The sequence below is a fragment of the Kitasatospora misakiensis genome, from assembly GCF_042656005.1.
In the GTDB taxonomy this organism is placed as follows: domain Bacteria; phylum Actinomycetota; class Actinomycetes; order Streptomycetales; family Streptomycetaceae; genus Kitasatospora; species Kitasatospora misakiensis.
The window spans coordinates 53,688-66,555 of the sequence record NZ_JBHSOF010000023.1; the positions used below are offsets into that span (position 1 = coordinate 53,688).

At 76.2% G+C, this 12,868-nt stretch carries 11 protein-coding genes; 3 read left to right on the forward strand and 8 right to left on the reverse strand.

The genetic code is table 11. The annotated features are described in order from the left end of the window. The first annotated feature begins 25 nt into the window (after positions 1–25). Positions 26–2,521 carry a DEAD/DEAH box helicase gene (locus ACFP3U_RS18955; RefSeq protein WP_380226742.1) on the forward strand — a complete coding sequence of 832 codons (2,496 nt, stop codon included), beginning with the start codon at positions 26–28 and terminating at the stop codon, positions 2,519–2,521. On the opposite strand, the gene ACFP3U_RS18960 is transcribed toward ACFP3U_RS18955, so the two are convergent. The 7 genes from ACFP3U_RS18960 to ssd form a co-directional block, all read right to left on the reverse strand. Continuing rightward, positions 2,516–2,968 carry an Rv3654c family TadE-like protein gene (locus ACFP3U_RS18960; RefSeq protein ID WP_380226743.1) on the reverse strand — a complete coding sequence of 151 codons (453 nt, stop codon included), beginning with the start codon at positions 2,966–2,968 and terminating at the stop codon, positions 2,516–2,518. The two genes, ACFP3U_RS18955 and ACFP3U_RS18960, sit on opposite strands and share 6 nt — an antisense overlap. Continuing rightward, positions 2,965–3,393 (reverse strand): TadE family type IV pilus minor pilin, encoded by a 429-nt coding sequence (locus tag ACFP3U_RS18965; protein ID WP_380226744.1) that lies wholly within the window; start codon positions 3,391–3,393, stop codon positions 2,965–2,967. The genes ACFP3U_RS18960 and ACFP3U_RS18965 overlap by 4 nt, the downstream gene beginning before the upstream one ends. Then, positions 3,383–3,649, reverse strand: a complete 267-nt coding sequence (locus ACFP3U_RS18970) for a DUF4244 domain-containing protein (protein ID WP_380226745.1) — start codon at positions 3,647–3,649, stop codon at positions 3,383–3,385. The genes ACFP3U_RS18965 and ACFP3U_RS18970 overlap by 11 nt, the downstream gene beginning before the upstream one ends. Positions 3,650–3,767: 118 nt before the next feature. Continuing rightward, complete coding sequence (locus ACFP3U_RS18975; RefSeq protein WP_380226746.1) at positions 3,768–4,604, reverse strand: type II secretion system F family protein; 837 nt, start codon at positions 4,602–4,604, stop codon at positions 3,768–3,770. 91 nt (positions 4,605–4,695) lie between these two features. Then, a complete protein-coding gene (locus ACFP3U_RS18980) occupies positions 4,696–5,802 on the reverse strand; it encodes a type II secretion system F family protein (protein ID WP_380226747.1) in 1,107 nt (368 codons plus the stop codon). A 277-nt stretch (positions 5,803–6,079) separates the two neighbouring features. Beyond that, positions 6,080–7,498, reverse strand: coding sequence for a TadA family conjugal transfer-associated ATPase (locus ACFP3U_RS18985; RefSeq protein ID WP_380226748.1), 1,419 nt, complete (start codon positions 7,496–7,498; stop codon positions 6,080–6,082). Further along, positions 7,498–8,619 carry a septum site-determining protein Ssd gene (ssd, locus tag ACFP3U_RS18990; RefSeq protein ID WP_380226749.1) on the reverse strand — a complete coding sequence of 374 codons (1,122 nt, stop codon included), beginning with the start codon at positions 8,617–8,619 and terminating at the stop codon, positions 7,498–7,500. The genes ACFP3U_RS18985 and ssd overlap by 1 nt, the downstream gene beginning before the upstream one ends. 686 nt (positions 8,620–9,305) lie before the next feature. On the opposite strand from ssd, the gene ACFP3U_RS18995 reads away from it, so the two are divergent. Continuing rightward, positions 9,306–10,286 (forward strand): HAD family hydrolase, encoded by a 981-nt coding sequence (locus ACFP3U_RS18995; RefSeq protein ID WP_380226750.1) that lies wholly within the window; start codon positions 9,306–9,308, stop codon positions 10,284–10,286. 429 nt (positions 10,287–10,715) lie between these two features. Here the strand turns inward: ACFP3U_RS18995 and ACFP3U_RS19000 are convergent, their stop codons facing one another. After that, positions 10,716–11,630: a Fic family protein gene (locus ACFP3U_RS19000; RefSeq protein ID WP_380226751.1), complete on the reverse strand. Its 915-nt coding sequence runs from the start codon at positions 11,628–11,630 to the stop codon at positions 10,716–10,718. Positions 11,631–11,839: 209 nt separating this feature from the next. Here ACFP3U_RS19000 and ACFP3U_RS19005 point away from each other — a divergent pair, with 209 nt between their 5' ends. Beyond that, positions 11,840–12,829 carry an ATP-binding protein gene (locus ACFP3U_RS19005; protein ID WP_380226752.1) on the forward strand — a complete coding sequence of 330 codons (990 nt, stop codon included), beginning with the start codon at positions 11,840–11,842 and terminating at the stop codon, positions 12,827–12,829. Positions 12,830–12,868 lie beyond the last annotated feature (39 nt).

A 12,868-nucleotide genomic window follows, 5' to 3' on the forward strand; every position in this document is an offset into this window, starting at 1 on the left:
CACGCCGGTGACACACTGGGTCCCCATGCCGCCGCGTCACAGCCTGCCCGAGGCACTGCTCACGACCCTGTCCAACGCCCGTGAGCGGTCGGACCGGCTCACCCATACGGAGCACCTTCCCGCCCGGCCTGCCCGTTATGCGCCATGGCCCGACTGGATCCGGCCCGAGATCACCGCGTCCGCCGAGGCCATGGGTGTCCGGCAGCCCTGGGCCCACCAGGCCGAAGCGATGAATCTGGCCAAATCCGGTCAATCCGTGGTGATCGCCACAGGAACCGCCTCGGGCAAGTCGCTCGGGTATCTGGCCCCGGTCCTCTCCGACCTGCTGGACGGCACCGAGGCGCCCAACGGCCGCGGCGCGACCGCGCTCTACCTCGCACCCACCAAGGCACTCGCCGCCGACCAGCGCCGCCGGGCCGCGGAACTCGCCCCGCCCCGCGTCCGGGCCGCCCTCTACGACGGCGACACCCCGCCCGAGGAGCGGGAGTGGGTCCGCCAGTACGCGTCCTACGTCCTCACCAATCCGGACATGCTGCACCGGGGCATCCTGCCCGCGCACGCCCGCTGGTCCTCCTTTCTCAAGACTCTGCGCTACGTCGTGGTCGACGAGTGCCACGGCTACCGCGGCGTGTTCGGCTCGCACGTGGCCCAGGTGCTGCGCCGGCTGCGGCGGATCTGCGCCCGGTACGGCTCCTCTCCCGTCTTCCTGCTCGCCTCCGCCACCACCGCCGACCCGGCCGTCACCGCCCGCCGGCTGACCGGCCTGACCGCCGAGGCGGTCACCGAGGACGGCTCCCCGCGCGGCCCGATGGTCTTCGGACTCTGGGAGCCCCCGCTCACCGAGAACGTCGGCGAGCAGGGCGCGCCGGTCCGCCGGACCGCCACCGCCGAGGCCGCGTACCTGCTGACCGACCTGGTCGAGCGGGAGACCCGCACCGTCGTCTTCGTCCGCTCCCGGCGCGCCGCCGAACTCGTCGCGCTGCAGACCCAGGACCAGCTCGGCCGCCCGCTCGCCGACCGGGTCGCCGCCTACCGCGGCGGCTACCTCGCCGACGAGCGCCGGGCCCTGGAACGCGACCTGCACTCCGGCCGGCTGCTCGGCCTCGCCTCCACCTCCGCCCTCGAACTCGGGGTCGACATCTCCGGACTGGACGCCGTCCTCATGGCCGGTTACCCGGGCACCCGGGCCTCGCTCTGGCAGCAGGCCGGCCGGGCCGGCCGCGAGGCCCAGGGCGCGCTCGCCGTCCTGATCGCCCGGGACGACCCGCTGGACACCTACCTGGTGCACCACCCGGAGGCGCTGTTCGCCACCCCGGTGGAGGCCACCGTGCTCGACCCGGACAACCCGCACGTGCTCGCCCCGCACCTGTGCGCCGCGGCCGCCGAGCTGCCGCTTACCGACGCCGACCTGGAGCTGTTCGGGCCCTCGGCCGGTCCGCTGCTGCCGGTGCTGGAGCGCCGGGGCCTGCTCCGCCGTCGCGGCGGCGCCTGGTACTGGACCCGCCGCGAGCGGGCCGCCGACGCCGTCGACCTGCGGGGCAGCGGCGGCAGCCCGGTGCAGATCGTCGAGGCGCCGACCGGTCGGCTGCTCGGCACCGTGGACGCCTCGGCCGCCCACACCACCGTGCACACCGGGGCCGTCCACCTCCACCGGGGCCGCACCTACCTCGTCCGGGACTTCGACCTGGACAGCTCGGTCGCCCTGGTCGAGCCCACCGACCCGCCCTACACGACCTCCGCCCGGGACATCACCTCCATCTCCGTGCTCTCCACCGACACCACCGTCGACTGGGGCGAGGGCCGGCTCTGCTTCGGTTCGGTGGAGGTGGTCAACCAGGTGGTCGGCTACCTCCGCAAGCGGATCTCCACCGGGGAGATCATGGGCGAGAGCAAGCTGGACCTCCCGCCCCGCACCCTGCGCACCCGGGCCGTCTGGTGGTCGGTCACCGAGGACCAGCTGATCGACGCGGACATCCCGCCCGACCAGCTGCCCGGCGCCGCCCACGCCGCCGAGCACGCCTCGATCGGCCTGCTCCCGCTCTTCGCCACCTGCGACCGCTGGGACATCGGCGGAGTCTCGGTGCCGCTGCACCCCGACACCGGGCTGCCCACCGTGTTCGTCTACGACGGCCACCCCGGCGGAGCCGGCTTCGCCGAACGCGGCTTCCGGCGGGCCGTGCAGTGGCTGACCGCCACCCGGGCGGCGATCGCCGCCTGCGAGTGCGAGCGCGGCTGCCCGTCCTGCGTGCAGTCGCCCAAGTGCGGCAACGGCAACGACCCGCTCGACAAGGCGGCCGCCGTCCGGCTGCTGGACATCCTGCTCGCCGGCGCCCCACCGACCGCCGACCCGGCCGGACCGGCGGAGGCAGTGAGGGCGGAGGACGGCGCGGCGGGCGGTGCTGCGGGCGGTGCGGCGGCGGCCGGGACGGACGGGGAGCCGTCCGGCGAACCACCCCACCGGCCCACCGACCCGCCGACTGCGGCCGGCCCGACGGACGGGGGCCCGCCCGGGGGCTCATGAGCCCCCTCCGGCCTGGTCGGCCCCGCCCAGCGCGACGCGCGCCTCCTCGTCCGTCGGCGGGACCGCCGCCCGGAGCGGTCCGGCCCGGGCCCGAGCCCGGGCGGGACCGACCGACAACCGCAGCGGCAGCCCCGCGACCGGCACCTCCGCGACCACCTCCACGGCGTCCGCCCGGAGGTCGGCCGTGCAGGAGACCACGGTGGCCGCCTGCGCCGCCGCCACGGCCCCGGCCCGGCCACATCCGCCGTCCGCGTCCACCAGCAGCCGGTCGGCCGCCGCCAGCGCCGCCAGATCCGCGGCGGACTCCGCCCGGTGGCGGGCGCCCACCACCACGCCCATCGAGAGCGCGGCGGTGAACGCGACGCAGCCGAGCAGCACGCCCGCCAGCAGCCAGACCGTGGCCGAACCGGTGTCCGGCCGACGCCCGCGTAGCCTCGGTCCGGTCACGGGCCGACACCTCCCTCCGATCCCCGCAGGGCGTCCTCCCGGGCCGCGACGGCCGTGGCGCCCACCCGCACCGCGAGCACCTCCGCGAAGCGCCCCGGCGCCCCGTAGGGCGCGTCCACGGTGACCCGGACGGTGTCCGGCGCCAGGTCCACCAGGACCGCCGCCCCGGGTGGCGCGGCCGCCCGCGCCACCCCCACGGCATCGGCCTCGCCCCGCGCGGCCGCCCTGGCCCCCACGCGGGCCGCGTCGACACAGCGGAGTTGGGCGGCCGCCGCGAGGACGGCCCAGACCAGCAGCCCGGCCAGCAGCACCAGCGCCGGCAGCGCGACGGCGGTCTCTGCGGTGACGAACCCGCCGTCGCCGCGCCGTCGCCGCTGCCGTCGCCGCTGCCGCAGGCGCCGCCCCGACAGCGGGTCAGGTCGCATGGAGCGCCCGGTCCAGGGCCCCGGCCAGCGCTTCCAGCACGGCCGGGCTGGTCGCCACCTTGTAAAGCCCGGCCGCCAGGGCACACGCCCCGAGCGTCCCGACCGCGTACTCCGCCGTGGTCATCCCCGCGTCCGAACCACCGGCCCGGCCACGGCCCCGCCGCCGGACCGCGCGCCGGATGCGGCCCACCGGCCTCACCGGCGGGCGGCCCGCCCACGGACCGGCCACGACCACGGGCTTGATCGCCACGTTCATGCATGTCTCCTTGTTTCGAATCGACAAGAGTTCGCCGAACCGGCGACCCCACCGGCCGACTACGCCGACCGCACCGGCCTCACCGACCGACCGGCCCGTTCGGCGCACGGTCTGCGCGTCACATCGCCTGCGAAAAACGGGTGGTGAGCCCCACAACCACCGGGACGACACCGATCAGGACGAACGCCGGGAGGAAGCACAGCCCGAGCGGCGCCGTCGCGAGCACCCCCGCCCGGCGGACCCGGGTGTGCGCCGCCCGGACGGCCTCCGCCCGCCGGCCGCTCGCCAGCCCGGCGAGCGCCGTCGCCGCCGGGGCGCCGCTCAGGCTCGTCCGGACCAGGCACCGGGCCAGCGGCGCCAACGGCGGGTGCTCCTCCCCCAGCCGACGCCAGCAGAGCTCCGGTGGTGCTCCCAGGGCGAGTTCGGCCGCAGTCGACAGCAACCGGGGGCCCATGGGGGCGCCGAGGCTCCCGCCGACCGCCGCGACGGCCGCCGCCGGCGAGACGGCCGAACCGAGGCAGGCCGCCAGCAGCTCGGCGGTGAGCGGCAACTGCCGCACCAGCCGCGCCTCGTCCAGCACGGCCCGCCGTTCCGCCGGGGACCGCGCCCGGGGCAGCCACCGGAACAGCCCGGCCGCCAACACTCCACCCGCCACCAGGCCTGCCGTGCCCCCGAAGAAGGCCGCTACCCCGAGCCCGGCCCCCAGCGCCGTCGACGACCGCCGGACCCGCTCCGGCAGGGCGGGACTTCCTCGCACCGCCGGCCGACGCTGGCCCGACTGCCCACCGAACCGGCCGCCGAACCGCCACGGGCGGGACCGGTCCCCCGTGCCGAGCAGGGTGTCGGCCCTCCGGCGCGCACGCCACCGACGCCTGGCCGGACCCTCGGCCGCCGCAGCCACCAGCGCCGCCACGACACACACCATCGGGACGGCCCGCTCCACCACCCACGTCATCCGCACCCCACCTCCCACCGGGCCACCCTGGTGCGCCTCACGGCGCGGCCGTCCTCCCCCGCCACCGCGCGGGCCGGTACGTCCACCCGCGTCACCCCGACATCACCTCCCGTCGGAACGCCCCGCTTGGTCGGCCGGGCCGGGCCCGGTTCCGCGCTCGGGTTCTGGTGATCCCGCACCGCCACTCCTCGGGTTCGTCGGTGCCGCCACCGCCCGGCGACCACTCCGGCTCCCGGACCGGGGCGGCCACCAGCACGCCCTCGGCCGCCGTCCGGACGATCCGTGCCGTCCAGGCCAGGCCCAGCCCCTCCAGGGCCGCGCCCGCCGTGAGGGAGGCGAGCCCGGCGGGCGTGTGGAGCAGCACCTCCAGCGGTTGGGCACCGAGCGCCGCGCCGAGCAGCAGCCCGGCCAGCGGCAGGGCCGCCAGCACCGCGATCGTGGTGCGCGGCGCCGCGAGTTCGCCGGCGATCTCCTCCGCCAGCGCCCGCTCGACGCTCAGTGCCTCGGCCACCCCGTCCAGTCCGGTCGCCAGGCCCGAACCACCGACCGAGGCGACTTCCCAACAGGCGGCGACCGCCGCGGCCCCGCTCCCGCCCGGCCGTTCGGCGAGCAGCCGGAACGCCGCGGGCACGTCCGCGCCGTACCGACCCGCCGCGAGCCGGGCGATGGGCTCGACACCGATCCGCTCCAGCGCCACGCGGTCGGCGGCGAGCCGCGTGGTCACCAGGTGGAGGGCCTGTTCGGGCGTCGCCCCGCCGCGCAGCTCGCCCGCCAGTGCGGCGCAGAGCTCCACCACAGCGGCCGCCCGGTGCCGCGCCTCGACCGCCACCGCGCGCCGCAGCCGCCACCGCCGCACCGGCAGGACGGCCGGGAGCGCCGCCAGGACCGGAACGGGTGACGCCGTCGCCCACCCGGCCGCCAACCCGCCGGGCACGAGCAGCAGTTCGGGCGACCGCCGAACCGCCCGCCACGGCCCGCCCAACCACCGCGCGACCGCGGCCACCACCCGCGCCGCACTCCGACCGCCCGCGCCGACATCGTCCCCGCCGCCGCTGTCCCCGCTCGCGTCGTCCCCGCCGCCGGCCAGCACCGCGCCGGCCCGGCGGGCACCCGCCACCTGTCGCTGCAGCCCGTACCAGCCCGCCACCGAGACACCGCACAGCACGGGCCCCGACCACAGCACGACCCCATCGGTCACCAAGACCATCGTCTCCCTCGTCGTTCCGACCACCACGCCGCCCACCGCCCCTCGCCTGAAGACCACCGCGGCCCGAGGACCGGCGCCCGCCCGTCTCCCTTGGCGGGCGGACACCGCCCTCACCCACCGCACCGCCCCTCACCACCCGGTCCGCCACCGCGATCACCGCCCTTCACTCCGCGCTCCCTCCGCCCGCACCACGGCCCGAGGAGCCGCAACGCGACCACCGCGCAGCCGCCCAGCAGCAGCAGGAACGCCACCTCCACCGGCCCGGCCGTCACGGCGGCCCGTCCGCGAGCACGACACCCCGGGCGGCGAGCAGCCGGGTGAGCCGCGGCCGGCCGGGGCCCGGCACCATGCCGCCGTCCGCCGTGAACGTCACCGCGGGCGTGGTGACGGCGAGTCCGTGCCGGTCGCCGCCCAGGGTGTGGATCTCGGCGACCCGGCGCCGCCCGGTGCCCGGTTCGCGCACCAGGTGCACCACCAGATCGAGCGCGGCCCGGAGCTGGCTGTGCAGGGCCGGGCGGTCCATCCCGGCCAGCGAGCCGAGCGCCTCCAGCCGGACCGGTACGTCCGCCGCCGTATTGGCGTGGACCGTCCCGGCGCCGCCCTCGTGGCCGGTGTTGAGGGCGGCCAGCAGGTCGGCCACCTCGGCGCCGCGCACCTCCCCGACCACCAGCCGGTCGGGGCGCATCCGCAGTGCCTGCCGGACGAGGTCCCGCAGGGTCAGTTCACCCAGCCCCTCCTGGTTGGGCGGCCGGCCCTGGAGCCGCACCACGTGCGGGTGGTCGGGGCGCAGTTCGGCGGAATCCTCGGCGACAACGATCCGCTCCTCCGGACCGACGAGGCCGAGCAGGGCCGCGAGCAGCGTGGTCTTCCCCGTGCCGGTCCCCCCGCTCACCAGCAGCGAGAGCCGGGCCCGGACGACGGCGGCCAGCAGCTCGCCACCGCGCGGCGGGAGCGCCCCGCCCGCCACCAACTCGTCGACGGTGAAGGGCCGGGAGCGGCACACCCGCAGCGAGATGTGGGTGCAGCCGGCGGCGATCGGCGGCAGGACGGCGTGCAGTCGCGTGCCGTCCGGCAGCCGGGCGTCCACCCAGGGCCGCGCGTCGTCGAGCCGCCGCCCGGCCGCCGTGGCGAGGCGGTGGGCCAGTCGGCGCACCGCCTCGGCGTCGGCGAAGCGGATGCCGGTGGCCCGGCGCAGACCGCCGCCCCGGTCGAACCAGACCTCGTCCGGCCCGTTCACCAGGACGTCCGTGACATCGGGCGCGGCCAGCAGCCGGTCCAGCGGGCCCGCACCCACCAGTTCGGCGCAGAGCGAGCGCACGGTGTCGAGGACGTCGTCACCGCCGAGCGGCGGCCTGCCGGCCCGCAGGGCGGTCGCCACGGAGCCGGCCGTCGGCACGGCCCCGGACTCGGCCAGCCGCAGCCGGACGGCGTCGACCAGGGCGGCGGCGCGCTCCTCCCGCGCCGTCCGACCGTAGGGGTTCGGCTCGGGGCGCGCGCGGGCCGCCGGGCCGCTCCCGGGGCCCGGTACGCTCCGCAGCGCCCGCTGTTCGCGCGGCCCGTCGCTCCCGCGGGCCGACCCGCGTCCGCCGATCCGGTCACCGGCCCAGCCGTCGTCGGCCCGGCCTTCACCGATCCGGCCGTCACCGCCGGACGCCCCGGCGCCGCTCGTCCTCCGCAGACGCACCATCAGTACACACCCCCCTCGACCGCCGGCACCGTCGGCAGCACCTCGTCCAGGAACGCCGCGCAGAAGCGGGCGAGCGGCCCGCCCTCCCGGATGCCGGGCGGCACCCCCTGTTCGAGGTCGACGGCCAGCCCCGGCTCCGGATCCAGCACCCCGGCGAGCTGCATCCGCAGCCCCCGCGCGATCCGGTGCGCGGGGAGCCCGAGCGGCCCCGGCGGGCGCACCACCGCCCGCACGTCGTCGAGCCGCATCCGCACGGACGCGGCCACCCGGTCGGCGGCGGCCACCGCCCTCAGCTCGGCCGGCACCACCAGCAGCGCCGTGTCGGACTGCTCCAGCGCCTGCCCGGCCGCCGGATCCAGCCGCCGGGGCACGTCGACCACCACCAGGCCGCCGCGCCGCCGGGCGGCGGCGAGGACGCTGCGCATGGCCTCGGGCGGCACCGCGTGGGTGTCGCCACGGTCCCAGGACAGGCAGGAGAGCGTGCCGAGCCGCTTGAGCGCGGGCAGCGCCCGGGCCAGCTCGGCACCGCTGACCCGGCCCCGGGAGGCGGCGAGGTCCGGCCAGCGCAGGCCGGCCGCCGTCTCGCCGCCGAGCAGGATGTCGAGCCCGCCGCCGAGCGGGTCGCCGTCGACGAGGACGGTGCGCAGGCCCCGGCGCGCGGCGGTGACCGCGAGCGCGCAGGCGAGGGTGGAGGCGCCCGCGCCGCCCCGGCCGCCGAGGACGGCGACGGTGCGCGCGGGGGTGCCGACCCCTTCGACGGCGTCGGCGATCCGGTCGAGCAGCCAGGTCTCCGCCTCGGGCAGGAACAGCACGTGCTCCGCGCCGAGTTGGACGGCCCTGACCCACACCCCGGCGTCGTCGAGGTCCAACCCGAGCAGGAGCACCCCGGGTCTGCGGGGCAGCCCCGCGCACTGCGCGGCCCGGTCGTCACCGACCAGGACCAGCGACGCCTCCTCCCAGAGCTCGCGCGGCGGCGCGCCCCGGATCAGCCGCGGATCGGTGCCGGCCGCCGCGCAGATCCGCAGCAGGTGCTCGGCCAGGCCCTCGTCCCCGGTGAGGACGAGCGGCCGGGCGGGCTCCGGCCCGCCGGCGGTGGCGCGGTCGGTGATGGGCTTCGACATGGGCGGCTCCCCTGTCCCGGTGCCCGGCCGCGTACAGCGGCGGGGCACGGCTCCGATGGGTCCGGCAGTCGGCCGCGGGCCCGCAGGACGGGCCCGGCAACCGCTGCCGGGCATCACGCTGGACGGCGGTCCCGATTCCGTCCTCCGGGTTCCGATTCCCTGTGGACAACTCGGGGGCTGTGGAGGAAAACGTTCACCCGGACGGGGGGCTATTGGACAAAGAATTGACTATTCCGACTCACGGAGATGAACCGCCATACCTGGCGGGGCGGGATAGCGCGGCGCGCACCACGCGCTCACCGGGGCAGGTCCGAGCCCCATTCCGGAGCAGGTGGGGGCCGAACCCGGCCATGAGCAGAGCTCTACGGAGAGTGACGAAAACGGTGAGACGCCTCGGAGGGCCGACACCCCCCGTAGACACCGCCCGGGTCGCCCGACGGATCCGCCCGGCCGGCCGTTCAAGCCCTGAAAATGGCCCCGGACGTGCGACGACCCCCGCCGGGGGGGAGAGCGGGGGTCGTCTATCCACGGTCCGACTCGGGGGGGAGGAGCCGGACCGGGTTAGCACGGTCGCGAACGATCCGTGACTTCCATGGTGTACCCGAGCGGCCAGAAACACAAACCCGCACGCCCGCGAGTACGCCGAATGGCGGGCTGTTTTGCGGAGCCCTCTATCCTCGGTTCCCGTGGACACCACCGAGAACGCCGACGAGTACGCCGACGAGTCCCCGGACTCCACCGCCGCAGCCGCCGGAACCAGCGGGACTTCCGGGCCCGACGGGGCGGCCGTGACCGGCGCACGGCCCGGAGCGGCCGGCTCCGCGCCCACCGCGGCCCGCCCGACGGCCGCCCGGCCGCACCCGGCCGGTCCGCGCACCGCCGCCTTCTTCGACCTCGACAAGACCATCATCGCCAAGTCGAGCGCCCTCGCGTTCAGCCGTCCGTTCTACCAGGGCGGTCTGATCAACCGTCGGGCCGTCCTGCGAAGTGCGTACGCCCAGTTCGTCTTCCTGGTGGGCGGCGCCGACCACGACCAGATGGAGAAGATGCGGGAGTACCTCTCCGCGCTGACCCGGGGCTGGAACGTGCAGCAGGTCCGCGAGATCGTCGCCGAGACCCTGCACAACCTGATCGACCCGATCATCTACGACGAGGCCGCCTCGCTCATCGAGCAGCACCACGCGGCCGGCCGCGACGTGGTCATCGTCAGCAGTTCCGGCTCCGAGGTGGTGGAGCCGATCGGCGCGCTGCTCGGCGCGGACCATGTGATCGCGACCCGGCTGAAGGTCGAGGACGGCTGCTACACCGGCGAGATCGAGTACTACGCCTACGCCGAGAACAAGGCCGCCGCGATCCGGGAGTTGGCCGAGGTCGAGGGCTACGACCTGACCGAGTGCTACGCCTACAGCGACTCCTCGACGGACCTGCCGCTGCTGGAGGCGGTCGGCCACCCTTCGGCGGTCAACCCCGACCGGGCGCTGCGCAAGGAGGCGGTGGCCCGCGAGTGGCCGGTGCTGGTCTTCGACCGGCCGGTGGAACTCCGGCGGCGGCTCCCGGAGTTCTCGACGCCGAGCCGCTCGGTGCTGACGGCGGTGGCGGTCGGCACGGCGGTCCTGACGGCCGGGGTGATCTGGTACGCGGCCCGACGCCGCCGACCCGCGGCCTGACCGCCGGACGACCTCGACGGCGGTGCGGGTCCGCGTGCGGCTCCCGCCGCACAGACGTTGGACAAAACGGTCAAAAGCCGAAGACTTCTCTTTTCGGGTTCCCCTTTGCCCCGAAACGCGATACAAATGAAGCACGGCCCGCGAGACCCGGTCAGGACCGAAGAGGTCAAACCGACAACGCAGTTCAGGCCCCACGGACCGTGTGTACAGATAACCGAGCACCCACATGCAGCCGACCCGCTGTCGGGCCGCCGGACCAGACGAACGGGCAGGATCCCCGTCTGATCGGCACTTTCCGGTGCATGCATGGTCACCCGGCATCTGTACCAGCGGCGGCACCGAGCAGGATCAGGTGCCGCCGCATCCCGTTGTCCGGCGTACGCCCCCGGAGCACCGGCCCCGGGCCGCGCGGGCCCGGGGGCGCACCGCTCAGACCATGCCGCGCTGCATCGCCTCGCAGACCGCCGTACTCTCCCGCACCCCGAGCCGCAGCGCCCGGCCGCAGTGGCCGATCCAGGCCGCCAGCCCCTCCGGCGTCCCCGCCAGGTAGCCGGCCAGCGCCCGGCGATAGGCGTCCGTCCCCAGCTCCACCAGACCCACCTCGGCCGGGCAGATCGACTTGGGGTCGAGGCCTTCCGCGAGCAGCACGATCCGCTGGGCGGCACGGGCGATCAGGCCGTTGTACGCGCCGAACGGCCGCAGCGCCAGCAGTTCGCCGTGCACCACCGAGGCGACCACCAGGGCCGGCGTCCCGACGCCCTGGCCCTCCGCGCGGGCCACCAGCAGCCGGGAGAGCTGGTCGAGCCGGGCGGCGACCTCCTCCGGGCCGGGCGCCGCCGGCAGCGCCGGCACCGGCCCGTCCGTCACGGCCGACGGAGCGGCCGGGGACTGGTCCGCGGCGACGCCCTCCACCGGCTTCAGCTCCAGCGGGAACGGGTCGTCGGCACCCTCGCCGGCCTGGCGCGGCCGGCCCGCGACGGGATCGGCGTCGCCGACCGCCAGCAGGTGCAGCCGGGCCAGCACCTGGAGCGGCGAGTGCCGCCAGACGCTCAGCAGCTGGCCCGCCTCGGCGGCGATCCGCAGCGCGGCGCCCACCGCCCGGGCCTCGGGGTCGGCGCCGAAGTCGCTGCGCCGCCGGACCTCCTCCAGCGGCCAGTCCGCGCCGGCCAGCGCCGCGGAGGCGCGGGCGCCGCGCAGCGCCGACTCGGAGGTGACCTCGGCCGCGCGGCGGCGCATCACCCGGTGGCCGTAGAGGCGGTCGACGGCCTTGCGCACCTCGGCCACGGCGTCGGGCACCCCGGGGAGCTGGGCCAGCGGGGCGAGGGGATCTGTTCCAGTGCTCACCTACCCGAGAGTAATGAACCGGGCGCCCCTGCCGGAACAGCAACCTCGTATCACCCGTTCGAGGCAATCCTCAGTTCCCTCCCGCAAACGGCCCGAAACCCTGGATAGCATGGCTGCCGAAGACGATAACGATTTCCAACTCGGGAGATCATCGACCCCCTCGCGGACCGCGACCGCGACGGGTCCTGGAGCGAGAGCCGGAGTCCAAGATGAAGATCGCCTTCGTCGGCAAGGGCGGCAGCGGCAAGACCACGCTGTCCGCGCTGTTCATCCGCCACCTGGCCGCCGCGGGCCGCCCAGTCCTCGCCGTCGACGCCGACATCAACCAGCATCTCGGCCCAGCCCTCGGACTGACCGACGACCAGTCCGCCGCCCTGCCCTCGCTCGGCGCCCAGCTGCCCGGGATCAAGGAGTACCTGCGCGGCAGCAACCCGCTGATCCGCTCCGCCGAGGAGATGATCAAGACCACCCCGCCGGGGCGCGGGTCGCGGCTGCTCCGGATCGTCGAGGAGAACCCGGTCTACGCGGCCTGCGCCCGCCCGATCCCGCTCGACGAGGGCTCGGTGCGCCTGCTGGCGACCGGCGCGTTCACCGAGGAGGACCTCGGCGTCGCTTGCTACCACTCCAAGGTCGGCGCGGTCGAGCTGCTGCTCAACCACCTGGTCGACGGCCGGGACGAGTACGTGGTGACCGACATGACCGCCGGCTCCGACTCCTTCGCCTCGGGCCTGTTCACCCGCTTCGACCTCACCTTCCTGGTCGCCGAGCCCACCCGCAAGGGCGTCTCGGTGTACCGCCAGTACCGGGACTACGCGCGCGACTTCGGCGTCCGGCTGCGGGTCGTCGGCAACAAGGTGCAGGGCCAGGAGGACCTGGACTTCCTCCGCCGGGAGGTCGGCGAGGACCTGCTGACCGCCTTCGGGCACTCGGACTGGGTACGCCGACTGGAGCAGGGCGCGCAGCCGCCGCTGCGCGCCCTCGAATCCGCCAACCGGGCGGTGCTGGACGAACTGCGCGCGGCCGCCGACGCCGCGCACGACCTGCGGGACCCGCGCCGCTACACCGAGCAGGCCGTCCACTTCCACCTGCGCAACGCGGAGAGCTGGGCGAACGCCAAGGTCGGCATCGACCTCGCCACCCAGGTGGACCCGGACTTCGTGCTCGGCGACGAACCCGCCGCGGCCGGCGCGGCCGCCTGAGCGGAGCGGCGGAACCAAGGGCCGACACAAGGCCCCGGC

Bases quoted from the DNA above. Each gene is read 5' to 3' on its own strand.
- ACFP3U_RS18955 (WP_380226742.1), top strand. From the start codon at position 26: ATGCCGCCGCGTCACAGCCTGCCCGAGGCACTGCTCACGACCCTGTCC.
- ACFP3U_RS18965 (WP_380226744.1), bottom strand. From the start codon at position 3,393: ATGCGACCTGACCCGCTGTCGGGGCGGCGCCTGCGGCAGCGGCGACGG.
- ACFP3U_RS18970 (WP_380226745.1), bottom strand. From the start codon at position 3,649: ATGAACGTGGCGATCAAGCCCGTGGTCGTGGCCGGTCCGTGGGCGGGC.
- ACFP3U_RS18975 (WP_380226746.1), bottom strand. From the start codon at position 4,604: ATGACGTGGGTGGTGGAGCGGGCCGTCCCGATGGTGTGTGTCGTGGCG.
- ACFP3U_RS18985 (WP_380226748.1), bottom strand. From the start codon at position 7,498: ATGGTGCGTCTGCGGAGGACGAGCGGCGCCGGGGCGTCCGGCGGTGAC.
- ssd (WP_380226749.1), bottom strand. From the start codon at position 8,619: ATGTCGAAGCCCATCACCGACCGCGCCACCGCCGGCGGGCCGGAGCCC.
- ACFP3U_RS19005 (WP_380226752.1), top strand. From the start codon at position 11,840: ATGAAGATCGCCTTCGTCGGCAAGGGCGGCAGCGGCAAGACCACGCTG.